At 39.6% G+C, this 26,659-nt stretch carries 25 protein-coding genes; 11 read left to right on the forward strand and 14 right to left on the reverse strand.

What is annotated here, in order from left to right:
• Nucleotides 1–312: 312 nt before the first annotated feature.
• A complete protein-coding gene (locus B2V92_RS16005) occupies nt 313–870 on the reverse strand; it encodes an NADPH-dependent FMN reductase (RefSeq protein ID WP_293309917.1) in 558 nt (185 codons plus the stop codon).
• A 103-nt stretch (nt 871–973) separates the two neighbouring features.
• Here B2V92_RS16005 and B2V92_RS16010 point away from each other — a divergent pair, with 103 nt between their 5' ends.
• A complete protein-coding gene (locus tag B2V92_RS16010) occupies nt 974–2,176 on the forward strand; it encodes an MFS transporter (RefSeq protein ID WP_293309919.1) in 1,203 nt (400 codons plus the stop codon).
• A 41-nt stretch (nt 2,177–2,217) separates the two neighbouring features.
• Here B2V92_RS16010 and B2V92_RS16015 read toward each other — a convergent pair whose 3' ends face one another.
• The 3 genes from B2V92_RS16015 to B2V92_RS16025 all read right to left on the reverse strand — a co-directional run bounded on the left by B2V92_RS16015 (nt 2,218) and on the right by B2V92_RS16025 (nt 4,332).
• A complete protein-coding gene (locus tag B2V92_RS16015; protein ID WP_293309921.1) occupies nt 2,218–2,901 on the reverse strand; it encodes an outer membrane beta-barrel protein in 684 nt (227 codons plus the stop codon).
• Nucleotides 2,902–3,037: 136 nt separating this feature from the next.
• A complete protein-coding gene (locus tag B2V92_RS16020; protein WP_293309923.1) occupies nt 3,038–3,667 on the reverse strand; it encodes a hypothetical protein in 630 nt (209 codons plus the stop codon).
• An 11-nt stretch (nt 3,668–3,678) separates the two neighbouring features.
• Nucleotides 3,679–4,332 carry a hypothetical protein gene (locus B2V92_RS16025; protein WP_293309925.1) on the reverse strand — a complete coding sequence of 218 codons (654 nt, stop codon included), beginning with the start codon at nt 4,330–4,332 and terminating at the stop codon, nt 3,679–3,681.
• Between the two features lie 212 nt (nt 4,333–4,544).
• On the opposite strand from B2V92_RS16025, the gene B2V92_RS16030 reads away from it, so the two are divergent.
• Nucleotides 4,545–5,156, forward strand: coding sequence for a hypothetical protein (locus B2V92_RS16030; protein WP_293309927.1), 612 nt, complete (start codon nt 4,545–4,547; stop codon nt 5,154–5,156).
• Nucleotides 5,157–5,227: 71 nt separating this feature from the next.
• On the opposite strand, the gene clpB is transcribed toward B2V92_RS16030, so the two are convergent.
• The 4 genes from clpB to pyrE form a co-directional block, all read right to left on the reverse strand.
• Nucleotides 5,228–7,828: an ATP-dependent chaperone ClpB gene (gene clpB, locus B2V92_RS16035; protein WP_293309929.1), complete on the reverse strand. Its 2,601-nt coding sequence runs from the start codon at nt 7,826–7,828 to the stop codon at nt 5,228–5,230.
• A 606-nt stretch (nt 7,829–8,434) separates the two neighbouring features.
• Nucleotides 8,435–11,110: an alpha-L-rhamnosidase gene (locus B2V92_RS16040; RefSeq protein WP_293309931.1), complete on the reverse strand. Its 2,676-nt coding sequence runs from the start codon at nt 11,108–11,110 to the stop codon at nt 8,435–8,437.
• Between the two features lie 123 nt (nt 11,111–11,233).
• Nucleotides 11,234–11,632: an SRPBCC family protein gene (locus B2V92_RS16045; RefSeq protein ID WP_113951480.1), complete on the reverse strand. Its 399-nt coding sequence runs from the start codon at nt 11,630–11,632 to the stop codon at nt 11,234–11,236.
• Nucleotides 11,633–11,668: 36 nt separating this feature from the next.
• Nucleotides 11,669–12,334, reverse strand: a complete 666-nt coding sequence (gene pyrE / locus B2V92_RS16050) for an orotate phosphoribosyltransferase (protein ID WP_293309935.1) — start codon at nt 12,332–12,334, stop codon at nt 11,669–11,671.
• Nucleotides 12,335–12,641: 307 nt separating this feature from the next.
• Between pyrE and B2V92_RS16055 the strand changes: the two genes are divergently transcribed.
• The 5 genes from B2V92_RS16055 (at nt 12,642) to B2V92_RS16075 (ending at nt 16,638) form a co-directional block, all read left to right on the forward strand.
• Nucleotides 12,642–13,454 carry a helix-turn-helix transcriptional regulator gene (locus tag B2V92_RS16055; protein ID WP_293309937.1) on the forward strand — a complete coding sequence of 271 codons (813 nt, stop codon included), beginning with the start codon at nt 12,642–12,644 and terminating at the stop codon, nt 13,452–13,454.
• A gap of 84 nt (nt 13,455–13,538) precedes the next feature.
• Nucleotides 13,539–14,309, forward strand: coding sequence for an isocitrate lyase/PEP mutase family protein (locus B2V92_RS16060; protein ID WP_293309939.1), 771 nt, complete (start codon nt 13,539–13,541; stop codon nt 14,307–14,309).
• A gap of 16 nt (nt 14,310–14,325) precedes the next feature.
• Nucleotides 14,326–14,691: a YybH family protein gene (locus B2V92_RS16065; protein WP_293309941.1), complete on the forward strand. Its 366-nt coding sequence runs from the start codon at nt 14,326–14,328 to the stop codon at nt 14,689–14,691.
• 275 nt (nt 14,692–14,966) lie between these two features.
• Entirely contained in the window at nt 14,967–15,446 is a 480-nt protein-coding gene (locus B2V92_RS16070) for a hypothetical protein (protein WP_293309943.1), read from the forward strand.
• 148 nt (nt 15,447–15,594) lie between these two features.
• Nucleotides 15,595–16,638 (forward strand): NAD(P)-dependent alcohol dehydrogenase, encoded by a 1,044-nt coding sequence (locus B2V92_RS16075; RefSeq protein WP_293309945.1) that lies wholly within the window; start codon nt 15,595–15,597, stop codon nt 16,636–16,638.
• A gap of 238 nt (nt 16,639–16,876) precedes the next feature.
• Here B2V92_RS16075 and B2V92_RS16080 read toward each other — a convergent pair whose 3' ends face one another.
• Nucleotides 16,877–17,752, reverse strand: a complete 876-nt coding sequence (locus B2V92_RS16080) for a hypothetical protein (protein WP_293309947.1) — start codon at nt 17,750–17,752, stop codon at nt 16,877–16,879.
• A gap of 355 nt (nt 17,753–18,107) precedes the next feature.
• Here B2V92_RS16080 and B2V92_RS16085 point away from each other — a divergent pair, with 355 nt between their 5' ends.
• Nucleotides 18,108–18,719 carry an NUDIX hydrolase gene (locus B2V92_RS16085; protein ID WP_293309949.1) on the forward strand — a complete coding sequence of 204 codons (612 nt, stop codon included), beginning with the start codon at nt 18,108–18,110 and terminating at the stop codon, nt 18,717–18,719.
• Nucleotides 18,720–18,876: 157 nt separating this feature from the next.
• On the opposite strand, the gene B2V92_RS16090 is transcribed toward B2V92_RS16085, so the two are convergent.
• The 5 genes from B2V92_RS16090 to B2V92_RS16110 form a co-directional block, all read right to left on the reverse strand.
• The gene (locus tag B2V92_RS16090) at nt 18,877–19,482 is read right to left on the reverse strand and encodes a hypothetical protein (protein WP_293309951.1); all 606 of its coding nucleotides are present in this window, start codon (nt 19,480–19,482) and stop codon (nt 18,877–18,879) included.
• Nucleotides 19,472–19,975 carry an RNA polymerase sigma factor gene (locus B2V92_RS16095; RefSeq protein WP_293309953.1) on the reverse strand — a complete coding sequence of 168 codons (504 nt, stop codon included), beginning with the start codon at nt 19,973–19,975 and terminating at the stop codon, nt 19,472–19,474. The genes B2V92_RS16090 and B2V92_RS16095 overlap by 11 nt, the downstream gene beginning before the upstream one ends.
• Nucleotides 19,976–20,213: 238 nt before the next feature.
• Nucleotides 20,214–20,675 carry a pantetheine-phosphate adenylyltransferase gene (coaD, locus tag B2V92_RS16100; RefSeq protein WP_293309955.1) on the reverse strand — a complete coding sequence of 154 codons (462 nt, stop codon included), beginning with the start codon at nt 20,673–20,675 and terminating at the stop codon, nt 20,214–20,216.
• A gap of 184 nt (nt 20,676–20,859) precedes the next feature.
• Nucleotides 20,860–21,396, reverse strand: a complete 537-nt coding sequence (gene rsmD, locus B2V92_RS16105; protein WP_293309957.1) for a 16S rRNA (guanine(966)-N(2))-methyltransferase RsmD — start codon at nt 21,394–21,396, stop codon at nt 20,860–20,862.
• Entirely contained in the window at nt 21,387–22,193 is an 807-nt protein-coding gene (locus B2V92_RS16110; protein WP_293309959.1) for a DUF3822 family protein, read from the reverse strand. The genes rsmD and B2V92_RS16110 overlap by 10 nt, the downstream gene beginning before the upstream one ends.
• Nucleotides 22,194–22,481: 288 nt before the next feature.
• On the opposite strand from B2V92_RS16110, the gene B2V92_RS16115 reads away from it, so the two are divergent.
• The 3 genes from B2V92_RS16115 to B2V92_RS16125 all read left to right on the forward strand — a co-directional run bounded on the left by B2V92_RS16115 (nt 22,482) and on the right by B2V92_RS16125 (nt 26,146).
• A complete protein-coding gene (locus B2V92_RS16115; protein WP_293309961.1) occupies nt 22,482–23,621 on the forward strand; it encodes a putative sensor domain DACNV-containing protein in 1,140 nt (379 codons plus the stop codon).
• Between the two features lie 290 nt (nt 23,622–23,911).
• Nucleotides 23,912–25,345: an ATP-dependent DNA helicase gene (locus tag B2V92_RS16120; protein WP_293309963.1), complete on the forward strand. Its 1,434-nt coding sequence runs from the start codon at nt 23,912–23,914 to the stop codon at nt 25,343–25,345.
• A 132-nt stretch (nt 25,346–25,477) separates the two neighbouring features.
• Nucleotides 25,478–26,146 (forward strand): MCP four helix bundle domain-containing protein, encoded by a 669-nt coding sequence (locus tag B2V92_RS16125; protein WP_293309965.1) that lies wholly within the window; start codon nt 25,478–25,480, stop codon nt 26,144–26,146.
• The last annotated feature ends 513 nt before the right edge of the window (nt 26,147–26,659 follow it).

The following is a 26,659-nucleotide window of genomic DNA, read 5'->3' on the forward strand; positions in this document are numbered from 1 at the left end:
CCAAAGTACCCAAAGCGCTTCGTTAATCCGCAATGTGCTTTCCCGCAAACCTCATTCGCATCAAAAAAACAGCGGCACTGTGTTTTGTGCAGGAAGTATTAGATAAGGTTAAAGTTTTTGCGAGATCTGCACAAAACCACTGCGTTTTAGGTTTGATAGTGCTGATTGTTCTATTCTGCAACTGTTTTTTTGATTCCCGCACTTGGGATTAACGGGCGTTCTTCGGTAAAACCTGTTTGTTTTCAAAGCAAGCTAGCATATTGCCATGAATTTTTTTAAAGATGAATCTGAATGATAAAGCATATTAAAAACTTAAACTTTACATGCCGAAATCAGGTTTTCTATTTTCTTTTGGATAATCCCAATGGTTCTTTCGTCGTTAAGGTTTCCTTCGGCATCGAATTTATTTTGTGCCTGTGCAATCAGTACCTCCGGCTGTAATACCGGATTCATATTTAAGAAAGTGAAAACGGGCAGAAAAGCAGTTTGCATCCTTACCGTTCCCCATTGGCCCTGCGTAGTACCCATTACAGCAACCGGTTTATGCAGTAATGGCGAATCTTTTCCACGGCTGGCCCAGTCGATGGCGTTTTTAAGTCCGCCCGGGATAGAATAGTTGTATTCAGGAGAAGCAATGATAAAAGCATCGGCATCAGCCAAAGCATTCCTGAATTTTGCTACACTTGCAGGTCTTTCTTCGGTTTCAGGTAAATCGTGGTCGGCATTATAAATGGGGATATCGTCAAATGGCACAATTTCAAATGTAATACCTTCAGGGACTAAACTGCCTGCAATTTTAAGCAACATCGCATTGTAAGAGCCTTTTCTTAGGCTTCCACATAAACCAACAATTTTTCTGTTCTTTTCCATAGCTATAAAACGGAAACATGATTAAAAAGTTTGGCTTTTGCAAGGACAATAGGTGTAGTTTAAAAATTTATTATCGTTATTTTTGACCTATAAGCTATCCGTTATGACCGAAAATACATCTACTACGTCAATTATTGAAAAAACCGTTTTCCCGATACTTTTTGCGTTAAGTTTTTCGCACCTGTTAAACGATACGATACAATCACTAATCCCAGCCATTTACCCGATTATTAAAACTAGTTATCATTTAAGTTTTTCGCAGATTGGTTTAATCACGCTTACTTTCCAGTTGGCGGCCTCGTTATTACAGCCTTTTGTGGGTTTATACACCGATAAAAAGCCCCAGCCATATTCGCTGGCTACAGGCATGGGGTTTACGCTTATCGGTTTGATTTCGCTCTCACAATCGGCCCATTTTTATACCATGCTGCTTTCCGTTGCTTTTATAGGTATCGGTTCTTCTATTTTTCACCCCGAAGCCTCGCGGATGGCCCATGCCGCATCGGGCGGGAAGAGGGGATTGGCCCAGTCTGTTTTCCAGTTGGGCGGTAATGCCGGTAGTTCTTTGGGGCCGTTGTTGGCAGCCTGGATTATTGTTCCCTATGGGCAGTTCAGTGTAATCTGGTTTTCGGTTATCGCACTTCTGGCGATTATTATTTTAACCTATGTAGGCAACTGGTACAAAGGTTTTATGCTTTCGAGGAGTAAAAAAACAAATATACAAGCGGTTGTAAATCAATTTTCGAAAGGTAAAGTGATTTTTTCGGTATGTATTTTACTGTTGCTTATTTTCTCGAAATATTTTTACATGGCCAGTTTAACCAATTATTTTACCTTTTACCTGATCGATAAATTCCATGTTTCGGTACAGACTTCACAGATCTATTTATTTGTGTTTTTATTCTCTGTAGCTGCGGGTACGCTGTTGGGTGGCCCGATTGGTGATAAAATAGGCCGCAAGTACGTAATATGGGCTTCGATATTGGGTACTGCACCTTTTGCATTGTTGCTGCCGCACGCCAGTTTATTCTGGATCGGCGTACTGATTGTTCCTATCGGGATGATTCTGGCATCGGCATTTTCGGCTATCCTGGTTTATGCGCAGGAGCTGATCCCTGGAAAAGTTGGTCTGGTTGCCGGTCTGTTTTTTGGCTTTGCCTTTGGTATGGGCGGTATTGGCTCGGCCTTATTGGGCAAACTGGCCGATTCTACCAGCATCGAATACGTATTTAATATTTGTGCATTTCTGCCTTTGATCGGTTTGTTAACGGGGTTTTTACCGAATATCGAAACGAAGAAGAAATAAAAAATAGCCCCATCTTTTTATGGGAGATGGGGCTATCTAATTTAAAAATGGAAATTAAATCCAATTGTGGGAGAGAAGGAACTAAATGCTAAAGTAAAAGATTCGTTGTTTGATGCTTCTGAGTTTAAATTAACCCCATTGTCTTCCAATTTGTATTTACTATAAGAAATTAACGGGAACGAGAATTCGATTGCCCACTTTTTTGAAGGGAAAAATGCAAAACCAGGATTTACAGAGGCCAGGTATTGTGTGGTTTTGTAGTCTATATTTTGGTTGATATTATTGGCAGAATATATAGAACTTGATTTGGTTTTTCCGAATGCCATTCCAAAAGCTCCTTCCCCAAAGAATTTAAACTTATCCGCAACCTCTACATAATACCTTACATAAGGTATGGCAGTAAAAAAATTGTTTTTTGTTTCCGTATTAGAGAACGCCAGTGAGTTATTTCCCAAAACGTAGGTAGAAGTTGAATGGGTTTTGCCTCTACTATAGCCAACCTGTAGCCCTACAGCTAAATTTTTCCCAAAAAAATGGCCATAACGTGGGGAGATGTTAAATGACCTGGAGTTGTCTGTAGTAGTGTTACCAAAATTTAAGGGCTTACGGTTGTTGTAGTTAAACCCTATGCTTCCACCGATCAGGTTATCTCCTTTTTCTGTTTGGGCGTTAGCAGCCATCGCGATAGCGCATATCGCTACGAGCATTAATAATTGTTTTTTCATGTTCATTTGTGTTTTTTGTGTATTCAATAATAAAATAAAAAGCTGAGGTTAACTATATTTTTAGTTTATTTATTTTTAAGTTGTTGATTCTCAGTATTTAAAATATCTCATAGGAGTTGTATTGATCAATTAATGGTTAGTTTGCATTTGCATTAAGGATAAAGTAATACAATTCGGTAGGGGATGAAATAAAGTCGCAACCGGTTTTACCGGTAATCGATTTAATCCTTCCATTTTCTTCTGCAAAAATACTTCTGTGATATTCTATCTGCGCACCACCTATTGATTTGATCTTCCCGTTTTCCTCAGGGAAAATGCTCCGGTAGTATTCAATGCTGGTGTTGCCAATAGATTTTAATTTGCCGTTTTCCTCCGGAAATATACTTCTGTAATATTCAAATTTGATATTGCCGATCGATTTAACTTTACCATTTTCTTCCGGGAAAATACTTCTGTAGTATTCGAATTTTTTATCACCAATTGATTTGATTTTGCCGTTTTCCTCAGGGAAGATGCTACGGTAGTATTCGAATGTTTTATTGCCTATTGATTTGATCTTTCCATTTTCCTCCGGAAAAATGCTCCGGTAATACTCTATCTTTTCATCACCGATAAATTCAGGTTTTCCGTTTTCTTCGGGAAAAATACTTCTATAATACCTTATCTCATTAATTTCTGCAGTTTGTGCTTTTGCATTAAAAGCATATGTAAATAGGAGGGCTAAGCCTAAAATTTTTAAGCTTAAGCGGCTGAATATGTTTTTCATTTTATCGGATGTTAAAAATGGTAGTTAAAAGTAACAGTTGGGGTGAAATTTTGAAGCGCGAGCCTTAAATTATTCGTTTTGTCGTAATTGTAAAGCGATTCTTCGGCATAATAACTTTGATGGAAGAAGCTTACAATGGGTACCGAAAATTCTAAAGCACTATGCTTTGATATGAAATAACTGAAGCCCGGGCTTATACTCGCGCCCCATCCTTTTACTTTTGCATCGGTACGGATCAGGTAGCCTTCATCATCGATCCTGTTAAAAGTATTGATCTGAAGAAGCAGATTGGCCTGCATGAAAAACTTGATACGATCTTTAACATCAATGTACTTACGAACAAAAGGAGAGATCCCAAAGCTAAATTCCTTAACCCCGCGCTGTTCTTCGTAATATCCATATTCGCTATTCCAGGCGATATAACTTTCGCCCCTAAGCTTCGAAAGATTTAAAGGGGTTTCTAAGCCTATGGCAAAATTTCTGGCTAAAAAATAACCTCCTCTGGGCGTTAAGGTAAATGTGTTTAAACTGGCCGATGAATTGTTTTGTTTGGAGGTTCCGAAGCTTATGCTTCCGCCAACAAAGCCTGAGCCTTTTTCAGTTTGGGCATAGCTGCGCCAACCAACAGCACATAGTAGTGCCATAATGATTAATTTAGGTTTCATTTTATTTGTGTTTTTGTGTGTAATCAATAATAATCATTATTGGATTAAAAAACAAGAAAATGAACTAGCATGTTAGTTACGTAATGGAGTTTTTTGTGAGTGGATTATAAATCCACAGTTCGGAGGATCTGGATTGCAAATCCAGACCAACTTAGCGGATAAAATCGTAACTTGAAATGGATGAATAATTTATTAAATGATCATTTGATTCTATGCATATTAATAGGAGTGAGCTTATTCTACTAGCGATTTCTGCTATTCTTCTACTTTCCTGTAAACCAAAAGAAAGTACTGGTAATGGTAAATCAACAAACTACATTAAAAATAACACAAAACAAGCTGTGACATTTCAGGCAGAAAGATCAGTCATTGTTGCCGGAAATAAAATTGATCTTCCAGATGGAAGTGGTAATAATTTGTTCAACGGAATTTTTGAGTTTGGAAAAGATAGCTTTAGTAATTATTCAAACGTATTAAAAAAAGATCTGCTGTATTTTACTACAAATGAGGATGTAGGATTTGGGAATAGGTCATACTTATATGTTTATAATACCTTAAGCAAAGTACTTGTGTATGATCCACAATTTAAAAGAGAATATCTGTATAGTTCTTTTGGTAAGTTTTATATCGATAAAAAGCTTATTTTTTGCGTAATTAAGCCAGCTTGGGATAAAAAATACCATTCTTTTCGTTTATCAGTGGCTGTTTATCAGGTTTTGAATAAAAGATTTCACTTTTTGAAGCTATTTTCGGAGCCTGAAGAGAAAATAATTACTAATCTGGACATTGAGTTTTATAAAAAAGGAATCAGTAAAGCGCAATGATAAAGTGTTGTTTTTGTAAAAAAAAAATCCCACAGAAATTAATCTATGGGATTTCATTTAATTGTTATGTTTTAATCTACTTTTTGGTTCAGGAACACAAAATTGTGATCGAACATATCCAGCTTAATTTTGCTGTCTTTATCTATTTTGCCCGCCAATATCTCTTTCGACAGCTCGTTTAAGATTCTTTTTTGGATAACCCTTTTCAACGGTCGGGCACCAAACTGCGGATCGTAACCCAATTGTGCCAGCCAATCTAAAGCTTCGTCGCTGGCTTCCATTTCTATACCCATTTCGGCCAGGGTTTGTTGTACATGTTTAAACTGTAACCCCACAATATTTCTGATTTCGCTGCGGTTTAACGGGGTAAACATAATCAGTTCATCAATCCTGTTTAAAAACTCCGGACGGATGGTCTGTTTCAATACCTCAAACAGTTCGTTTTTGGTTTTGGCAATTACCTCATCACGGTTTTCGTCGCTTAAATTTTTAAAATTATCCTGGATCAAATGTGCACCGATGTTGGATGTCATAATGATGATGGTATTTTTAAAATTCACCGTTCTGCCTTTGTTATCGGTTAAACGGCCATCATCCAATACCTGTAACAGGATATTAAATACATCAGGATGTGCTTTTTCGATCTCATCAAGCAATACAACCGAATATGGTTTGCGCCTAACGGCTTCCGTTAGCTGCCCGCCTTCATCATAGCCCACATATCCCGGAGGCGCTCCAATCAATCGCGAAACGGCGTGGCGCTCCTGATATTCACTCATATCAATACGCGTTAAAGCATTTTCATCATTGAATAAAAACTCTGCCAAAGCCTTTGCCAATTCGGTTTTACCCACGCCGGTTGTACCTAAAAAGATAAAAGATCCGATCGGTTTGCGTTTATCCTGTAAGCCTGCACGAGAACGGCGTATGGCGTCAGAAATCGCTTCAATGGCTTCATCCTGTCCGGCAACACGCTGATGCAGCTCTTCTTCTAAATGAAGCAGTTTTTCGCGCTCACTGGCAATCAGTTTTGTAACCGGAATGCCTGTCCAACGACCTACAACACCTGCAATATCATCGGCAGTAACTTCTTCTTTAAGCATGCGGCTATCTGTTTGCTGACTTTCCAGATCTGCTTTAAGTTTCTCAACCTTATCCTGTGCTTCTTTAATTTTTCCGTAACGGATTTCGGCCACCTTGCCATAATCTCCGGCACGTTCGGCCTGTTCGGCCTCTAATTTATAGTGCTCAATCTGCTCTAACTCGTTGTTAACCGCATCTACCAGGTCTTTTTCACCCTGCCATTTGGCTTTAAATTCATCACGTTCTGCCGATAGATTGGCAATTTCTTCCGAAAGTTCCTTAACTTTTCTATCGTCTTTTTCGCGTTTAATTGCTTCGCGTTCAATTTCCAAACGCATAATCTCACGGTCCAAAGCATCAACATGTTCCGGCACGCTGTCCATTTCCATACGTAATTTAGATGCGGCCTCGTCCATTAAATCGATGGCTTTATCCGGTAAAAAACGGTCGGAAATGTACCGCTGACTCATTTCTACAGCTGCAATAATGGCTTCATCTTTAATCCTAACCTTGTGGTGGGTTTCGTAACGCTCTTTTAATCCGCGCAGGATCGAAATGGCATCCTGGGTATCAGGTTCTTCAACCATCACCTTTTGGAAACGGCGCTCTAAAGCTTTATCTTTTTCGAGGTATTTCTGGTATTCATCCAGAGTGGTTGCACCAATGGCACGTAATTCTCCACGGGCAAGGGCGGGTTTTAAAATGTTTGCGGCATCCATAGCACCTTCGCCGCCTCCGGCACCCACCAAAGTGTGGATCTCGTCGATAAACAGGATAATGTCGCCATCACTCTGAGTAACCTCTTTAACCACGGCTTTTAAACGTTCTTCAAACTCGCCTTTATATTTTGCGCCTGCAATAAGCGAACCCATATCCAATGAGTATACTACTTTGCTTTTCAGGTTTTCGGGCACATCGCCTTTAATAATCCTGAAAGCAATACCTTCTGCAATGGCGGTTTTACCCACACCCGGCTCACCGATTAAAATCGGGTTGTTTTTTGTTCTACGTGATAAAATCTGGATCACGCGGCGGATTTCCTCATCGCGGCCGATCACCGGATCCAGTTTTCCGCTTTCGGCATACTCGTTTAGGTTGCGGGCATATTTGCTCAAAGCCTGGTAAGTTGCTTCGGCATTTTGATCAGTTACGCGATTATCTCCCCGTAGCTCGGTAATGGCTTTTTTAAGGTCTTTTTCGTTAACGCCCTGCTCTTTTAACAATTTAGCGGTACTATCGTTAACGGCAAGGATACCCAATAACAAATGTTCTACGGATACAAATTCATCTTTAAATTCTTTTAAAAATGTTTGCGCTTTCTGCAAAACGCTATTGGCATTTGATGACAGATAGACATTGCTTCCACTCACTTTCGGGAATTTTGCAATTTCTGCATCCAGGTTTTGATTTAGTGAATTTAGGTTAACGTTCAGTTTCTTTAAAACATAAGAAACCACATTTTCATCAACAGTAAGCAAACCTTTAAGCAGGTGTGCTGTTTCAATAGCCTGTTGCTGATTGCCTTGGGCTATTTCAGAAGCCTGTTGAACTGCTTCCTGGGCTTTTATCGTAAAATTGTTGAAGTTCATATCCGCTTTAAGTCAAAACAAATGCCACAGCGATTTTGATTTTACAATCGGAAATTTTGTCGGTAAGTTTTAGTTTTAAATGACTAAATTGCTGATTTTTAGTTGTTTGTGCTGAAATTTTGTCGTGTTGTTGAGTTTGAACCTCGCAGGTTTCCGAAACCTGCGAGGTTTGTTTGTCGAATTACCAACTGTCAACTGTTTTGGGCGTTACCCATGCTGCGCAAGGGTCGGGCTTTTCAGGGCTTCGCTTTGCTTCGGTACCGATGAAGGATCGGTACTGAACCCTTACAATCCCTAACGCGGAGTATCGCAAGTAAACCTCGCAGGTTTCAATAAATCCGTCATCTCGACTGAAACGCAGTGGAGCGGAGAGATCTATCTCGATAGAGTTCTCGACTGCGTTTCACTCCGCTCGAAATGACTATATTCAGGAGATTAATTATTTATAGCTAACGCTCGTTTCTAACGAGCGTTAAATAGTTATCGTTTTAAACGATAGAATCGTTAAGCTAACGATGCACTCGTTTGGAAACGAGCGCAAGCATTTTTCTATTTCAGGCCTCGCAGATTTTTAAAACCTGCGAGGTCTGGACAGTAGTATCTTAATTATTTCCCTGCTTTTTGCTCAATAACATACTTACCCGCAACTAAATCTATTTTGTTACTACCGGCAGTTTTACCATTAACCGAAACAGTTGTACCGAGACTTGGTGATAGGTTAATGCTAGCAGTAGAATTGGCCGGAATGGTGATATCGTACCTGATTCCGTTGTTAGTTCTTTTCCAGGCGCTGCTGATTTTTCCATAAGGACTGATGTGGCTGGCTTCGAAATGATCCAGCCCTTCCATAATATGCGGTTCTAAAATAACATGTTTAAAGCCAGGTTGTTTTTCGTCGGGTTTAATTCCTCCCGGTGATTTGTACAACCATGCCCCAATTTCGCCGAACATGATGTGGTTCATCGATATGTCTGATTTGGCATCAATAGGCCAGTTTTCGTATAAAGTAGTGGCCCCGTTTTCCATCCACCAGCCCCAGCTTGGGTAGGTTTTTTGAGCGGCAACTTTATAGGCAACATCGCTATAACCATTTTCGCTTAGGGCATTTAAAATGGCTTTGGTGCCCAATAATCCAACATCCAAATGGAAACCATCTGTTTCTACCCGTTTTGCCAGATTTTTAGCGACTAAGGCAACTGATTCTTCGGGCACAATTTTCCAGTAGAGGGGAACGCTCATTTCGGTTTGTATGCCCGTGTTGTAAATCCCTTTTTCTTTATTCAGATATTTGGCATTAAACGCATCTTTGATTTTTTTGGCGAGAGCCGTATATTTTACATAATCATCGTTTTTGCCCAAAATTTTGGCTGCTTTGGCCAAAATTACCACATCAGCATAGTAGTAGCAGGTTGAGGTAAGCTCCACAGGTGATTTTGATTTCACCGGAATCCAATCTCCGAGGCCCCAGGTGGTTAAACCGGTAGGGTAAGTTTCGTCGATGTGGTTTACGTATTTTCTGATGTTGGGATAACAATCGGCAATTAGTTTTTTGTCGCCATAAAAAAGGTATACATTCCAGGGGATGATGGCAATGGTACTCGTCCAGTCCGGTCCATTTCCCCATTCGTAACCCCAGCCATCGGTAGGGATAATAGAAGGTAAAACACCATTCGGTTGCTGTTCGTCACGGTGATCGGCCAGCCATTTTTCGTAAATGGTAATGCCGTCAAAACCATATAAACCTGTTTCTATGGCAATTTGGGCATCGCCCGTCCAGCCGTTTTTCTCCCTTTGCGGACAATCAGTCGGGTAGCCAAAAAGATTAGAGAGGTAAGAATTATTGGTGGCATAATAAATTTTGTTAATAATAGGTTCCGACGATTTAACATCACCCGCAACCGGTACATCACTATGCATAAAATAACCCACCAGATCTTCTTTTTGCAATTGAACAGGGGCCGAGCTGCTTATCTCTACATATTGAAAACCTTTGTAGTTAAAATGAGGCATAAAACTTTGTGCACCTTTTCCATTCAAAATCAGAATATCGGTTTGGAAAGGGTCGGTATTATCCGTTGGACGGTAATGTGCATCAATATTTGATATATCCACATGTCCGTTAGGATATAAACGTTCGCCATGTTTTAGCTTAATTATTGTCCCAGCAGGCCCGTTTACGGTAATTTTGCTTACACCCGAAATATTCCTGCCCAGATCGAACAGGTAAGTGGTGTCGTTAAATTTTTTGATGCTTTTGCTGGCAATTTCTTCTACATTACGGATAGGATTCAGTGCCTGAGCCACGATATTTTTTGATGGTGCCGAACGGAACATCACCTCTTTCCAGTCTTTATCGTCAAAATCAGGTGTATCCCAGCCCTTTTTTTCTAAACGCGCGTCATAATGTTCAGCGGTGTAAATGCTGTTAAAAATAATAGGGCTTAAAGCGGTTTTCCAATTTTTGCCTGATTTGATGGTTTCTGTAGTACCATCTTCATAGGTAATGCGTAAATCGAGACAAAAAGTTGGCCTGTTGCGCCATGGTGCACGGTCGAAATACCAAACCGCAGTTGATTGATGGTTATACCAACCATTGCCCAATAATACACCAATGGCATTTTTACCCTGGTTAATGGCATTGGTTACATCGTAGGTAACATATAAAGTCCGCCTATCGAAACGCGTGTACATCGGATCCATGCGGTGGTTGCCGATTTTCTTTCCATTGATGGAAAGTTCGTATAACCCGGCAGCAGCGATGTAGGCTCTTGCCGATTTAATTTTTTTATTGGTACTGAAAGTATTGCGGAAATAGGGGGCAGGTTTAAGCTTGGTATTTTCAGTATCCGAAATCCAGGCGCCCTGCCAGTTTTCCATTTTCATCATGCCGGTTTCAAAACTGGCGATGTTGGTTTTATCTGATTTTTTATTGTTTCCATCAGCAATATCCACCCGCCAATAATACTTAGTAAAAGGTTTTAGTAGCTGGCCCGAATAAATAACCAGGTTATTGTCTGATTTTACCCAACCGGTATTCCATAATTTCGCATTGGCATTAACCACAGAAGAAGAATCGGTATCAACCAAAATACGGTAAGCACTTTGTCTGGCGTCCTGGCTGGCATCATGCATTTGCCAGGTAAAACGTGGATTTGGGCTATCCAGGCCAATCGGGTTGACCAGGTATTCGGTTTTTAAAGCAGTAACCGATTGGGCAAATGATTTGGAAAGGGGAGAAAGGGCAAAAAGTAAAGTGGTAATCTGTAAAAATTTTCGGTTCATAGTTTAGGGCTTATCCAAAAACTAAGGTATTAAAATAATATGCCGATAAAAGAACCGCAATGGAATTTTTACGCATAAAAAAAGACGAGGGTTAGCTCGTCTCATTTATCTGTGTTATTACCTTTATCCTAATATTTCTTTCAGTTTTTCTGTCTGATGATCGGCCAATTTTTGTAAAGGGCCCGATGCCAACATTTTCATCATCATGTTCAGGTCTGCCGAAATGATATGTTTAGCAGTGGTTGTTCCGTTTCCGTTATCTGCAACCGTCCATTTTAATTCGACATCAAAAGGGGCTTTTTCGCTCGGAATGGCTGTTATTTCCTGGTTTTCTACACGGTTAGAGATCTTAATGGCCAATTTTGCCATATTCTGGATTGTAAAACGTGCATCATCTTCGGTCGATTCCCAGTTGTAGATATTTTCTGGCATCAATTGCTGATGATTGTTCATATTGGTTAGAAAAGCATAAACCTCGGCAACGGGCTTATTTACTTCTACTGTGCTTTCAATAACAGTCATTATATATTTTTATAGATTTTTGTTTTTAGTCAAAACTTAAGATTCCGGACTCAAAACCTGTCCTTGTCCCCATTCTGAAGGGTTTAAGCGCCATTTGCCTAATAATTCCATGTCGCTTTTGGCAATAATGCTGTGTTCTGCTGCATAATCAATCAGCGCACCATAGTTTGATAAGGTAAGATAACGGCATTTTGCAGCGGTAAAATTTTCGTCTGCTTTTTCAAAACCGTAAGTAAATATTGCAGCTAAACCGGCAACCGATAAACCTGCAGCCCTTAAAGCCTCAACAGCCTGTAAGCTGCTTTTTCCGGTTGAGATTAAATCTTCGATTACCACCACACGCTGACCTTCTACCACTTCGCCTTCAATTAAACTTCCGGTACCGTGTTCTTTGGCTTTTGCCCTTACATAAATAAATGGTAAACCCAGTTCCTGTGCTACCAAAACGCCCTGTGGGATACCAGCGGTTGCAACACCTGCAATTACATCTACAGAACCAAATTCTTCCTGTATGGCCTGAGCAAGTTTCTGACGGATGTAAGTTCTAACCTGAGGGTGGGAAAGGGTAATCCTGTTATCGCAATAAATAGGCGATTTCCAGCCTGATGCCCATGTAAAAGGGTTGTTCGGCTGTAATTTGATTGCTTTTATCTGTAATAAAAATTCCGCTACCTTTAATTCAATATCACTTTTATTATACATGGCTCAAAATTACAGATTTATTTGTGTTTGTCATAACGTTTATTAAGCCCCTTTGTTTTGCATCGGGGAAAGAAAATGTAGGAATCGGGATTTGATTTCGACATTCAAATGCTACAAATATCGGAAATTTTGATGGATGCTAAAAGCAATTTCTTGCCATCTGCTGTAAATCAACGTAATAAAGAATAATGAAGCTTAAAATGGGATTAGAAATCTTCTCTGAAATAATCGAAAGCGTTAGTTCCGATTTTTACAATTTGCAGGTTAAATATTGCCTTAATTTTACGATCTTGTAATTTATCGGGATATGGAATTTAAACAATTTTTACCTTCTGCTACCTTAAAGCCATACATCAGGCATTATTATGTTTTCAAATCGGATACAGATGCCGTTTTTGAAGATGTGGTGTTCCCCAGTGGCGATATGGAGGTGATTTTTAACCTGGGCAATGGCAGTTGGGAATACCTGTTGGATGATGGTTTTAAGAAAACGCCAAAAATCGAACTTTGGGGGCAGATCACAAAACCGTTGTCTATTAGGTCGACCGGTAAACATGTTATGCTTGGCATCAAATTTTATACACATTCGGCTTCTTATTTTTTTAACGATCAGATGGGGGTTTTCAACGATAACATTACCGATCTGCAGGATGTAATAGGAGGGGTTGCCCAAACACTGCACCAAAGGCTGCTCGAAACCGATGGCGAACAGAACCGCATTGATCTTTTAGAAACTTTTCTGTTGAAAAGACTGATCATTCACGAAAAAAAATCATTTCATATCAATAAAGTAGCCGATATTTTAGATAGCATTTTAAAGGATTCCTCAGGAAGCAACATCACCAATATTGCATCGCGGCATAATATTACCACACGTTATCTGCAACGCTTATTGCACCAGCATACCGGGCTTTCGCCAAAATCTTACGATAAGATCAACAGGTTTCAACAGAGTTTAAAAATGATATCCAAAAACGATCAGCCATTTACCTCTATTGCCTACGCCTGCGGATATTTCGATCAGTCGCATTTTATCAGGGATTTTAAATCTTTTACCGGACTTACTCCTTCGAGTTACCTCGATAACCTTACCCCCGTAAATCAATTGCTTTTTCTATAATTTTTTAATCTGTTCGGATTTGTACAATCCGATGGTTTTTACGGGCTATATCTTTGATGCATAATCAATTAAATAAGATATAGTATGAACTCTTTTGAAACATTTAAACACCTGCACAAAAACAGCAGTCCACTTTTAATTGGGAATGTTTGGGACGTAAAAAGCGCGGAAACCTTTCAATCGGCAGGGTATAGGGCAATCGGTATTTCGAGCCAGGCCATTTCAAATGCCCTCGGTTATCCTGATGGTGAAAACCTGCCTTTTGAAGAACTGTTGCGTATCACCAAACGCATTACGGAGGCGGTTAACCTTCCGCTTACCGTTGATATGGAAGCCGGGTACAGCCGCAATCTGGATGGCATTTTAAAAAATATAGAGAAACTCCACGAGAGCGGGGCCGTAGGCATTAATCTTGAAGATACCTTGCCCGGGGAAAAAAGAACCTTAACATCTGCAGTTTCTTTTGCAGGAACAGTTGCAGCTGCTGCCCGGCACATCAGACAAAAAAGATTGGGCATCTTCCTCAATATCAGAACCGATGCTTTTTTATTGGGATTGCCAAATGCACTGGAAGAAACCCAAAATCGGATTAAACTTTATCAGGATGCGGGGGCAGATGGCATTTTTGTGCCCTGCATTACCAATAGCGGGGATATTGAAGCAGTGGTAAAAGCTACCTCTTTGCCCATTAACGTAATGTGCATGCCCGATCTGCCCGGTTTTAAGGAATTAGAATCGTTAGGTGTAAAACGGATCAGTATGGGCGGTTTCCTTTTCAATAAAGTATACGATTATGCAGGCGCACTTGCCCGCAAAATATCGGCAGAACAAGGATTCACCAGCATTTTTTCTTAAACCCATAATCCTAAATATGATGAACTTACCAAAAAGGGCCGAAGATGCCCACTCAGCACTCGCTGCCGCCTTTAACACGGGCGATTTAGCCACTTTACTTAACATGTACGATACATCAGGCATTATTGTTGCCGAACCTGGAAAACCGGCATCAGGGCACGAACAATTTGAAGAAGCCGTTAAAGCGATCCTTTCTATGAAAGGGACAATGGAAATTAAAACCGTTTACTGTATGCAAACCGGAAACCTTGCCATTGGAAGATCTGAATGGAATATTACAGATGGAAATGAGGTACAGGCAAAAGGCATCGAACTGATGAGACAGAGTGAGGATGGTACATGGAAAATCCTTATCGATCATGCTTTTGGGGCGGAAGGATAATGGAGGTATAAAAGTCTGAAAAATAAAGTAGGATTCAGGAGATCGTCATTGCGAGAAGGCTTTTTCAGCCGACGAAGCAATCTTTATAGCAAGAATCGCTAGCATGAAAGATTGCTTCCCCGAAAAGTCGGGGCCAGCTGTCGTTCCTCCTCGCAATAACGACTTTTTGATTATACACTACAATAAACAAATAAAAACAAATCAATTCCGTTCCGATTCATCCTATTTTAAGGATTTGAGCTACAGTAATTTTGATCATAATGAAAAGATATTTTATGAAAACGAACAAAATTTTACTGACCGTTTTACTCCTGATCATAATTTGCCAGGCCAAAAATATTTTGGAGCCCGAAATAAAAAAAATGTTCGGAGGAAAACAGCATCTGCCTGAAATTATCACAGACTTTCGTAATGGTTTGATTGTATTTAACAACAAAGTAGTATCAAAACCGACGGGATATTTTATAACAAGGGATAGTCATGGTACAAGTATTTCGCTTAGCTTGAAATTACCTTTTATCCGTGTGAATATTGTAACATTGATTAACTATGGGTGTCTTAATCAAAATCTTAAAATCATGATAGTTTTAAAATCCGATTACTTCAGCACACACGAGCGCCTTACCCGTTTTATCAACGAAAACCACATTAAAAGAGAAGATATTTTGGCAATTACGCAAGCTCCAAGCTTTTTCACAATCTTTTTTTATGCAGATGATGCTGTGGAAGAAATTACCCATGGAATATTTTCTTAACAGGAAATAAATCCATTGCTAATGCATGAAAATTATATTGCCTTTATGTTCATTGTTTGAATTTTGCAATGAATTATTTGATTTGTGTAAGCGTTCGTAACAAAGGACTGTTTACATTTGTTATGGTAACTAATTAATTTAAATTTTTATGATAGCAACAAAAGGATATGCGGCACAAAACGCCGAAACGGATCTTGCACCCTGGAATTTTGAGCGCCGGGAGGTAGGTCCCCACGATGTGCAGTTCGAAATACTTTTCTGTGGGGTTTGCCACTCGGATCTGCACCAGATTAAAAACGATTGGTTCCCTGGGATATTTCCAATGGTTCCCGGTCATGAGATTGTGGGCAGGGTAGTTAAAGTTGGCGACCATGTTAAGAAATTTACGGTTGGCGATTTGGCCGGTACAGGTTGTATGGTAGATTCGTGCCAGGAGTGCGAAAACTGCAAACGCGATCTCGAACAATATTGTTTAGAGGGTAATACACAAACTTATAACGGTTTAGAAAGAGACGGAAAAACACCTACTTATGGTGGTTATTCTGATACAATAGTGGTGAGGGAAGAATTTGTACTGCATGTATCCGATAAATTGGATCTTGCTGCGGTTGCTCCGCTTTTATGCGCAGGCATTACTACTTATTCGCCGTTACGCCACTGGAAAGTTGGAAAAGGGCATAAACTTGCCGTACTTGGTTTAGGTGGTTTAGGGCACATGGCCGTAAAATTTGGTGTTGCTTTTGGCGCTGAGGTTACTGTTTTAAGCACTTCACCTAAAAAAGAGGAAGATGCCAAAAAACTGGGTGCACACCACTTTGTGGTAACCACCGATCCTGAGCAGGTTAAAGCGGCAAGAGGTACATTCGATTTTATTTTGGATACCGTATCTGCCGAGCACGATTTTAACATGTACCTTTCTTTATTGAGAACAGATGGTACACATATCTGCGTGGGCGTTCCACCAAAGCCGGCAGAAATTGCGGCTTTTAGCCTATTGGGCGGTAGAAAAAGCCTTGCCGGATCGGGTATCGGAGGCATTGCCGAAACTCAGGAAATGTTGGATTTCTGTGCAGAAAACAATATCGTTTCGGATATCGAACTAATTGATATGAAAGACATTCACCACGCCTACGAACGTATGGAAAAAGGTGATGTACGTTACAGGTTTGTAATTGATATGGCTACTTTGTAGGATTTCATTCACAATCGAAATAATTAATAGGGATTTGGGAACAGTAATTTTCTAAATCCCTTTTTTAATAAAACAAGTTTGATTAGTAATGGCCATTTTTAGCCACTTTTATTGATGCGATCGTCATGCTGAATTTAGTTCAGCATCTTTTTGCAAGATAGACCCTGAAATAAATTCAGGGTGACGGCAAAAATAAAAGGAGTGTGCAGAAAGTCGATTATTAATCAAATTTAGACGACTAATCGACTGCGCCATCGCTTCTTTTTATAAATTCGGTCAAGGGGATACGGTGCTCTGCTTCAACTTTGGCAATCTGTTTTTCGTTTTCGGTAAACAGGTTATCCAATGTGGCCAGCGAATCTTTGAGATAGGATATGGATAATATCCGCGAAATTTTGTTTCTGATTTTATCGGCAAGGAATAATTCTACCAGTATTAAACTGATCAGAAAAAGATAATGGTTAAAGATAATGTTATTGGTACTCTTCGCAAAACCCGGAAGGCCGATTGTAGTGGTAAAAAATAAATCTACAATTAATGGAATGCCAATAATCGCGATCAGTGAAAAAGCACTTACTTTAAATCTAATCTGTTTTTCGGCATTGTTGAGCTGATCGTTGAGGGCAGAAAACTTGCTTTTAAAAGGAATTTCCCTATTGTTTTGCTGCTGCTCTAATTTTTGAAGGTCTTTTCCATGCGCAATATCTATTTTTCTCACCTGCTCAACAATATTGGATTCGGCTTTGTTGAGTTTCTCCTGATCTTCCACAATAGATTCCTGCTCGGCGATGATTTTATCCATTACCATCAAATCTTCGGGGATGCCATGGCGTAACTTCTGCTCTGCGGCCACAATACGGTTATCGAGTTGTTTGAACTGTCTTTTAAGCTCGATTATTTCTTTGTTAAAATGCTCTTTTTTAGAAGAATAGTTGTTTTCGAGACTGTTAAGGGCCGAAACATATTCGAAATCGGCAAGGAGTTGCTCATTACCTGCAAAACGCTGGTAAAGCCCGTTTAATTTGGTAAAGAGCTCGCCTGTTGATTTTTCCGGATTGGAAAGATCAGCGCGGTATGCTTCCAGATCGGTTTCGGATAATGAAGGTATGGGCATAGCAGGTTAAAAAGCTAAAATTATGAAAAATATTTATCCTTAAAGGAATTATAAGCATTGTTTTACGATTAAACCACTTTTTGGACAATCTGGTATGTATCGTTTTCTGTCGGATATTTTTATTTTAAATTTTATGGTGCTGTTATTCAGATTGTTATTTTGTTAAGTGGATATTAAGCAAAATATTTTTTTATTTTTTTTAGCACTTTAAGAAATTATTATATATTTGTACCAAGCAAGGGGTGAGAGCCTTGCATCAATCTTTGATTGAGAGCGTTAATTTAGATAAGGTTACAACATTTATTTGTTGTAACCTTTTTTTATACCTTTAGATAACCGGGTTTTTTAAGAAAATATGCCAAGAAATTATAGAATCTATATCAATGATAACACTTTGTTTATCTCTGATTTTTTGCCAGAACAGAAAGAAAAAATCCAACAGCTCGAATTTCAGGATTTTGACCTGCAAACCTTCTACAAAAAATTAAAAAGCGGATCTAAAAAGAGCTACATTTTTTTGACTAAAAACCCACAGGAGACCTTTAAAAAGCTAAAGAAAGATTCTACCATTATTAAAGCTGCCGGTGGTTTGGTAGAGAGTGCCAATGGCAATTACCTGTTTATTTTTAGGAATAAAAAATGGGATTTACCCAAAGGAAAGCTTGAGGATGGTGAAAAAATGAAAGAAGCTGCCGTTCGTGAGGTTGAGGAAGAATGCGGGATAAAGGTTTTAAAACGCGAAGATAAACTCTGCAAAACCTACCATGTTTACCCGATGGGCAATAAAATGGTGATCAAGAAAACCAACTGGTATAAAATGAAGGTGAAAGGCGAACCAAAATTGGTACCCCAAAAAGAAGAGGGCATTGATGAAGCGGTTTGGCTGGATAAAAACCACATTTCGCCAGTGGTTAAAAATACTTTTCCATCCATTATGGATGTGCTGAGGGCCGGCGGGATATTGTAACACGAGTTTGGCCGCGCGATCCGTCATTCTGAACTTGTTTCAGAATCTGATCAATGGTGTCGGATATTTCTATCTGACACAGCATAGAATAATTATAATTTTATTAATCACTATACCAATCTGTCAGATGGTAACATCTGACAGCACAAAGGCATTTCTATTCATAATCCAGTTCATCAACTATTTTTTTAACCTGTTTTAAGTATTTGCCATAATAAAACCATGCCCATAATTCGGTAATTGCCCCGATAATCAGGATGGTAATGAAACAGTTTAACAGGATATATACTGAAGATAGCTTACTAAATATCCTTACAAAAACCGATGCTCTTTCAATAAATAAGTAAGCAGAGAGAAAACCGACCGCGATAAAAGCCACAATGTAAGTTAAGGCTTTATATAGCTCTATATTCAGTTTCATTTCATAATAAAACCAAAGGATGTTTTTACGGCTATCCATACTCAAATCGTAAGAGTTTTTATAAAATACATAAAACTTAAAGAAATAATAAGCTGTAAAACCACAGGTAATGGCATAAGTCATCAGATAAACCTGGTTAAGGGCAGCAGAAAACCCAACGATATAGGGAATAAATGCCATAAATGCCAAAAAGAAAAGCTGGTAGAAGAATTCGTGCTTCATTTTAGCCCTTATCTTATCGATAGGGGTGTGCGCCTGTTTTATTTTAAGCATATCGGTAGAAATGTTGTTCCCCTTTGGGTTTTCAGCATTCCATTCGTTTTTTAAATCGTCAAAATTCATAACCGTTTTTCTTTATGATGGATTGTAATTTTTCTTTGGTCCTGTTGAGTTTAACACGGGCATTTACCTCGCTGATCCCAAGGTTTTCGGCAATTTCGCGGTGCGATTGATTTTCGAGAAAGAGGAATATCAGTGCTTTTTCAACAACATTTAATTCCTGAACAGCCGTGTATAGATAAGCCAGTTTTTCTTCCTTTCCTTCGTTCTCATTTACATCAATCATGTCGATGTTTTCATCCAGTGGTGTTTTATCTACTTTTCTGCTGTCTTTTTTGAAATAGATCAACGCTGTATTTAAACACACACGGTACATCCATGTGGTAAATTTGCTGTTCCCTTTAAAAGTGGGGTAGGCTTTCCACAACTGTAGCACAATTTCCTGAAACAGATCGCGCTGTTCTTCCACACCGTTCATATACATTTTGCTAATCTTATGTATAATCGCCCTGTGCTGGTTGATCAATGTGAGAAATATGTTTTCTGTTTCTTTCATTTTAGGTACAACCCATTGGTAACAGATTTTTTAAAACGTTACAGGTTAGTAAAAATAATATTTTCAATAAAAACGTCATCTCGACTGAAGCGAAGCGGAATGGAGAGATCTAATCTTGCATGAAAGACCCTGAAACAAGTTCAGGGTGACGGCTCGCTGAAGAGATCAATCTCGAGTTAGATCTCTCGACTACGTTGCACTCCGCTCGAGATGACGGTCAGCGGACATTAAAAGAATACTATAAAAAACTAAGTGCTTCTTTAGGTACAAACGGACTCACATCGCCCTGATTTCTCAAAATATCGCGTACAATGGTTGAGCTTATGGCCGAATATTCGGGTTTGCTTAGCAGTAGGATAGTTTCTACTTCGGGCATCATGGTTTGGTTGATCTGCGCTATGGCCCTTTCGTATTCAAAATCGGCTGCAGAACGGATGCCACGCACCATATATTTCGCATTGATTTTACGGCAGAAATCTACTGTTAAACCTTCGTAGGTCTGGATTTCGATGTTTGGATAGCCTTTGAAAACAGTCTGTATGATCTGAAGACGCTGCTCAGCGCTTAAAAAGTTCTGTTTAGAACTATTCAATCCAATGCCGACTATAATTTTATCAAAAAGTGGTGTGGCACGTTGCAGAATATTTACATGGGCAATGGTGATCGGATCAAATGAGCCTGGAAATAGCGCTATCTTCATGTTTCAAATATAGCTGTTTGTGATGGAATTATTAACCACCAAGACACTAAGGCACGAAGAAGGTTAACTTTTTTGCCACGGATGTACAGATTTACACGGAATTATTTTTACCGTTGATACATTAAGAATATTATGGCATACTAAAAACTTTGTGTCTTCGTGCCTTTGTGGTAAATCACTACTTTTAACTTAGCTCGAAAAAACTAAAAGAAGAATTACCATATTTCCTTGTTTCGGTATAACCGGGCTGGCTATTCAGTTTCATATTGCTCTGATGCTCTACCACCAATAAGCCATCAGGCCTTAGCAATTGCTGTTCTTTAACCAAAACAGGAATCTGTGGGATGTTGGGTAAATTGTATGGTGGATCGGCAAAAATCAGGTCGTAACTGCCTTTCATTTGTTTTAATAATTTAAAAACATCTCCTTTTCGTACTTCAACCTGATCAAACTGGTGTTGTTTAGCTGTATTCTTTACCCAATTTACACAACCATAATCCATATCAACAGCTAAAATGCTTTCTGCCCCGCGTGAGGCAAACTCGAAAGTTAAATTTCCGGTACCGCAGAATAAATCGAGTACGGTACAGTTTTCGAAATCATATTTGTTGTTGAGGATATTAAAAAGCGCTTCCTTGGCCATATCTGTAGTAGGGCGCACAGGTAAATTTGCCGGGGGCTGTAAACGGATGCCCTTTAATTTGCCACCAATTATACGCATAAATCTAAAGCAAGCAGGCCGCTGAAATAGTGTTTAGGCATATCGGCCAGTAATTCGCTATTCTGTTTTCCGGCGGGGAAGAAAAAATAAAGTTGATTGAAATATTTTAACAGGCAATTGTAATGTTCGTCGTCCTCATTGATAATGCCCTGTATATAAACGGGAATGCTATCGTTTAAACCCAATTGTTCGATCATCAGTAAAAGGAAATAATTAAATTCCTCAGCGGTTTCAGATTCGTAGTGGTTCTGGAAAACAACCTTTTTATCCCTGGTGTACAGTACATTGAAAGATACTGCGGTAAAATCGATCAATAAAGATTCATCGGCCAAATGGTTAAATAAAACCACCAAAGGTTCTGAATGGGGAAACAGATCAGCTTTTTCAGGCAGATGTGTTTTTACCTCGTCATTTAAGCAAAAAACAGTATTAAAACCAAGTGCTTTGTTGTGTTTGGTGTAAACCTTAGCATCCGAACCCAAATATTGGGCATAAACGGCTAAATTTTCCTCATCAAACCACTCATCGGGTATAAAAATGAAATTTGAGGTATGTACAGCGGCTTTTACGGCGCCATAATTTAATGAAAGGTAATTATCGGTTTCGAAGGCAGATTTTAAATCCTGCTGCACATCTTCGCAGCCCTGTTTATCAAAAATAATGTTAATCTCTTCGGTATCCTTACTCACTACGGCATAAGAAAAACTGTCGTTCGTTATTTTTAACAATAAATGGCAGTTTGCCGATGCATCAGCTTTAAAGTTCGGATCAACCAATAAGAGACTATTGTTACTCATTGAAACAAAAATAGAGTTTTTTAATAATTAATGGCAAAAAAGTTCAATTAGTCCGAAGTCCGCAGTCAGAGGTCCGAAGTCAGTTATCGATTTAAACAGTTAACCAGTTGGCAACTTGCTATAACAATTTAACAAGGCAGCAATTGAACAGTTAAAATAGTCTGAAGTCAGTTACCCAATTTTCAGTTACTGATTAACAAATGACGACTGAACCAATGAACTATATTTTTACCAAAATCAAACCTTTTCCCTCTTCAAAAATCGAAATATTCGGCTTAAATTCGGAACATGAGTTACAAGCCTACCTATAAAGCTGCAAACACCATTGCGGCAACTATTGAGCAACATTTTGTTAAACTGCACAAAAATGCAATTGCACAGGGTGAGATAGATCTGGCTACTCAACCGGATAAAAAAATCATTGAAGCGATTATCGATGTTGCTTTTTGGAGCAGCCTGCGTAAAGAAGAAGGGCATTCGCCGCGGATATCGATTGCGTTTTTACCACCGTCACAAACTTCAAAACCGCTGGTTTTTGCCAAGAAACTGGCGCTAAATGCCAATACTTTAACCAAAATAGCACCTGGAATTGAACGTTCGGGTATTCACCTCGGGGTTTGGGAAGAAGATGGCGAACTTTATATCTGGGGAACAACCCTTAATATTCCAAACTTCTGCTTTGTTGTTGATGTTTCTGAACCTGGTTTAATCGTTATTAAACACCGCCGGATTTACGGCATCGGTAAATTTACCAATGTGGCCGTGCTGAAAGGGGAGCAGATTCGCATTGTTGACGACAGAAGTTGTTCGAATAAGGATTGTCCGCCGATTTTACAGGCCTTACTAGACCTCACCGTTTTAGCCAGCTGGAATGATCCGATCAATATTCTGATCCAGTTTTCGGTTTCCATGCGTGCACACGGACGAGGTGGTGCATTGTTGATTGTACCTAAAGGTGATACGAAATGGGAAGATTCGATTATCCATCCTATACAATATTTAGTTGAACCGCCTTTTTGTGGTTTATCCAATCTTGCCAAGCAGAATGGTAACCAGAGCGAAATTTTCTCGCAGGGTGCCGTGCGTAGGGAGGTAGACCATTTAGCAGGCTTAACCGCTGTAGATGGAGCAACGATTATTAACGAAGAATTTGATCTGATTGCTTTTGGAGCAAAAATCGGTCGTGCTAAGGGCAAGCCTACAGTAGAACAGATTGCGTTTTCGGAGCCGATAGTTGGTGGTGAAGATAAGATTTTATACCCCGGACAACTCGGCGGAACAAGGCATTTTTCTGTTGCGCAGTTTGTAAACGATCAGCCCCAGGCAGTTGGTTTGGTGGCCTCACAGGATGGCCATTTTACCATTTTCAGCTATAGCCAAAAACAGCATATGGTAATGGCGCACCGCATCGAAACGCTACTCTTATAATTGAAATTGTTTTAATTGTTACATTGTTTTATTGTTATTTGGAAAGCGTGTTATCTTTGCCTCCTAAATCGCAATCCATAGCTATCGAATTGTAATGTTGGGTGCTGTATTTACAGTTACCAATAAACTTAGTAATCAATTTGCATATTTCTGACCATTAAGAAATTAAGAGAATTAAGTTTTAACTATAAACAATTTGGCTATCAACGATGAGCCATCAAACTATTGACCAATAAACCAATGGCAAGTAAACCAATTAACCGATTAACCAATTTATACAATTAACCTTAATGATCCAGGATAAAAGTCAGCTTATCGCCTCTGCATACGAACATAGCCCAACCAAAGAGCAGTTGCTTTTTTGCGAGCGCATGTCGGTGTTTTTGCAGCAGGACGATGAATACCGCTGCTTTGTGCTTAAAGGCTACGCTGGTACAGGTAAAACCACTTCTGTGGCGGCTTTGGTTAAGGTTTTAGCTAAATTTAACCTGCGTAGCGAGCTGCTTGCTCCAACCGGAAGGGCTGCAAAAGTAATGAGCCAGTATTCGTACCGTAAGGCTTTAACCATACATAAACGGATTTACCGGAAACGTTCGGCAGCATCGCCCGAAATGCAGTTCCAACTGGCGCCAAACCTCTCTGAAAATACACTTTTCATTATTGATGAGGCCTCGATGATCGCTGATGAATTTAACGAAACAGGCTCGTCGATATTGAGGGATCTGCTCGAATTTGTATACAATAGCAAAAACTGTTTCCTGCTTTTTGTGGGCGATACGGCGCAGTTACCGCCAGTTGGGAGTTTAGATAGTCCGGCATTGAACGAACAGTATCTTAAAGATAAATTTGCCTTAACAGTTTCGTCTGTAGAGTTAAAAGAAGTAGTGCGACAGGGGAAAAAGTCGGGGATTTTGGCCAATGCCACTATGTTAAGAAATCAGATTGCCAAAAACCCTGAAAATCCTTTACCTAAGTTCCTCACTAAAAGTTATACCGATATTTACAACATGCCTGGCGCACGTTTGGTAGAAGGGCTAGAATATGCCTATCGGAAATTCGGAATGGAAAATACTTTGGTGGTTTGCCGTTCCAATAAATCGGCCAATGTATATAACCAGCAGATCAGGGCAAGGTTGCTGTACCGCGAAGAGGAATTAACAGGTGGCGATCAGATTATGGTGGTGCGGAATAATTATTTCTGGCTGCCTGAAAATGAGGATACGGCTTTCATAGCCAATGGTGATATGGCAAAAGTAATCCGCGTGAGGGGAGAAGAAGAGCGTTATGGTTTCCGTTTTGCCGATGCTACTTTAGAGTTTATGGATTTCCCCGCCGCAGGGCAGATCAGTTGTAAAGTAATGTTGGATACGCTGAATTTAGAAAGCGCCAATTTGCCTTACGAACAGAATAAGAAACTCTTTGACGGGTTGAACGAGGATTATGAGCATATTGCGAATAAGCGTCAACGGATGCTGGCCATTAAGGCCGATCCTTTTTACAATGCGCTCCAGATCAAGTTCGCTTATGCGGTTACCTGCCATAAGGCGCAGGGTGGACAGTGGGATGCTGTTTTTGCCGATCAGGGTTTTTTAACCGAAGATATGATCGATCTGGATTTTCTGCGCTGGTTATATACGGCAGTAACCCGTGCGAAAAAAGAGTTATATTTAGTGAACTTTGCGCCACAACTTTTTGCGAAGACGGCGTTGGAAGATTATTTTTAGGAGCTGTCGTCATGCTGTCCCGAAGCTTCGGGATCAGCATCTTTCTTGCTTCAAAGACCCTGAAATGAATTCAGGGTGACGGTTAAAGCAAGATGAAGCTCGAAGAAATTTAGATACTAACCAAATACCATTATGAAATTTGCCTTTAGCCTTAAAAACAAGCTGAAAATTGCTTTCTTGTTATTCTGCATCATGTGCTGCACGTTATTGATCCGTTTTTTGGAAGATAAAAGTGTAGAAAAAATTAACGATTCGTTTATTTCGATGTATAACGACAGGTTGGTGCCGGCAACTGACCTGTATTTTATTGCTGAAAATCTATATCATAAAAATGCGATTCTTCAGGAAGTGTTGTTAGGTAGTGGTGTTCAAAGTTCGACGGCTATTGTGAAAATGAATAAACATAACCGTAAAATAGACTCGGTGATCAATAAATACGAACTTACTTTATTGGTAAAACAGGAGCAGACTTTTTTGAACGACCTTAAAAAAGCATTGATTGTTCAACAGGGGCTGGAAGTAAAAATATTGAATATGGCCGAGACCGAAGCAAGGGTGGTTTATGAATCGATGGGCAGAAATGCAGCCGATCAAACGCTCAACAAACTTTCGGCATTAATTAAAATACAATCCAAAGTAGGTAACGAACTGATTAAGGGAACGAAAGTATTTGTATCTGGAACCAAAGTGTATTCTACACTACAAATGATTTTGGCTATTGTAATCGGGATTATGATCGTATCGATTGTTTCTGCATCGAACGCAGTAAAAATACAGAGTGATAAATTTAATCTGAATTAGGTTTTTGAACGCTCGCATTAGGTTTTGACCACCAAGACACAAAGAAAGTTCCGTCATCTCGACCGAATCATCGCGGAGTGGAGAGATCTATCCCGAGGCAGATTTAGCTTCGCTGAGCACTTCGTGGTTCTCCGTTCCGTTTCACTCCAGTCGAAATGACGGAAACTTTAGAATAGTTAATTCCTTAAACTCTTCTTTATTTATATCCTTTCTTTTGTTTTATCGATTTCTCATGATTTGGTGCCACCTAATGTGGGAAGGTTTCATGCCCCTCATAATTTGCTGCTGCACATCGCAGGAAGGTTTCATGACCCTCATGATGAGGTCTTTCGCAGAGCAGGAAGGTTTCATTGATTTTTTGGTATTATAGCCACGGATGCGCGGATTTACACGGATGGATTTTTCTGTGAATCTGTGGCTAAACCGGGTCCGTCATCTCGACTCGATAGCTATTGGATTTTTTCAGCCCAGATGACTACAATTGACAGGTTCATAAGAAAAGTCGTCATTGCG

Origin of the sequence: Pedobacter sp. UBA5917, assembly GCF_002432345.1 — a bacterium.
Lineage (GTDB): Bacteria > Bacteroidota > Bacteroidia > Sphingobacteriales > Sphingobacteriaceae > Pedobacter.

Bases quoted from the DNA above. Each gene is read 5' to 3' on its own strand.
- B2V92_RS16025 (WP_293309925.1), bottom strand. From the start codon at position 4,332: ATGAAACCTAAATTAATCATTATGGCACTACTATGTGCTGTTGGTTGG.
- B2V92_RS16090 (WP_293309951.1), bottom strand. From the start codon at position 19,482: ATGAATTTTGACGATTTAAAAAACGAATGGAATGCTGAAAACCCAAAG.
- B2V92_RS16070 (WP_293309943.1), top strand. From the start codon at position 14,967: ATGAAAACGAACAAAATTTTACTGACCGTTTTACTCCTGATCATAATT.
- B2V92_RS16065 (WP_293309941.1), top strand. From the start codon at position 14,326: ATGATGAACTTACCAAAAAGGGCCGAAGATGCCCACTCAGCACTCGCT.
- B2V92_RS16020 (WP_293309923.1), bottom strand. From the start codon at position 3,667: ATGAAAAACATATTCAGCCGCTTAAGCTTAAAAATTTTAGGCTTAGCC.
- B2V92_RS16060 (WP_293309939.1), top strand. From the start codon at position 13,539: ATGAACTCTTTTGAAACATTTAAACACCTGCACAAAAACAGCAGTCCA.
- B2V92_RS16040 (WP_293309931.1), bottom strand. From the start codon at position 11,110: ATGAACCGAAAATTTTTACAGATTACCACTTTACTTTTTGCCCTTTCT.
- B2V92_RS16085 (WP_293309949.1), top strand. From the start codon at position 18,108: ATGCCAAGAAATTATAGAATCTATATCAATGATAACACTTTGTTTATC.
- pyrE (WP_293309935.1), bottom strand. From the start codon at position 12,334: ATGTATAATAAAAGTGATATTGAATTAAAGGTAGCGGAATTTTTATTA.
- B2V92_RS16055 (WP_293309937.1), top strand. From the start codon at position 12,642: ATGGAATTTAAACAATTTTTACCTTCTGCTACCTTAAAGCCATACATC.
- B2V92_RS16125 (WP_293309965.1), top strand. From the start codon at position 25,478: ATGAAATTTGCCTTTAGCCTTAAAAACAAGCTGAAAATTGCTTTCTTG.
- clpB (WP_293309929.1), bottom strand. From the start codon at position 7,828: ATGAACTTCAACAATTTTACGATAAAAGCCCAGGAAGCAGTTCAACAG.
- B2V92_RS16075 (WP_293309945.1), top strand. From the start codon at position 15,595: ATGATAGCAACAAAAGGATATGCGGCACAAAACGCCGAAACGGATCTT.
- B2V92_RS16045 (WP_113951480.1), bottom strand. From the start codon at position 11,632: ATGACTGTTATTGAAAGCACAGTAGAAGTAAATAAGCCCGTTGCCGAG.
- B2V92_RS16095 (WP_293309953.1), bottom strand. From the start codon at position 19,975: ATGAAAGAAACAGAAAACATATTTCTCACATTGATCAACCAGCACAGG.
- B2V92_RS16030 (WP_293309927.1), top strand. From the start codon at position 4,545: ATGCATATTAATAGGAGTGAGCTTATTCTACTAGCGATTTCTGCTATT.
- B2V92_RS16120 (WP_293309963.1), top strand. From the start codon at position 23,912: ATGATCCAGGATAAAAGTCAGCTTATCGCCTCTGCATACGAACATAGC.
- B2V92_RS16115 (WP_293309961.1), top strand. From the start codon at position 22,482: ATGAGTTACAAGCCTACCTATAAAGCTGCAAACACCATTGCGGCAACT.
- B2V92_RS16010 (WP_293309919.1), top strand. From the start codon at position 974: ATGACCGAAAATACATCTACTACGTCAATTATTGAAAAAACCGTTTTC.
- B2V92_RS16015 (WP_293309921.1), bottom strand. From the start codon at position 2,901: ATGAAAAAACAATTATTAATGCTCGTAGCGATATGCGCTATCGCGATG.
- B2V92_RS16005 (WP_293309917.1), bottom strand. From the start codon at position 870: ATGGAAAAGAACAGAAAAATTGTTGGTTTATGTGGAAGCCTAAGAAAA.
- coaD (WP_293309955.1), bottom strand. From the start codon at position 20,675: ATGAAGATAGCGCTATTTCCAGGCTCATTTGATCCGATCACCATTGCC.
- B2V92_RS16080 (WP_293309947.1), bottom strand. From the start codon at position 17,752: ATGCCCATACCTTCATTATCCGAAACCGATCTGGAAGCATACCGCGCT.
- B2V92_RS16110 (WP_293309959.1), bottom strand. From the start codon at position 22,193: ATGAGTAACAATAGTCTCTTATTGGTTGATCCGAACTTTAAAGCTGAT.
- rsmD (WP_293309957.1), bottom strand. From the start codon at position 21,396: ATGCGTATAATTGGTGGCAAATTAAAGGGCATCCGTTTACAGCCCCCG.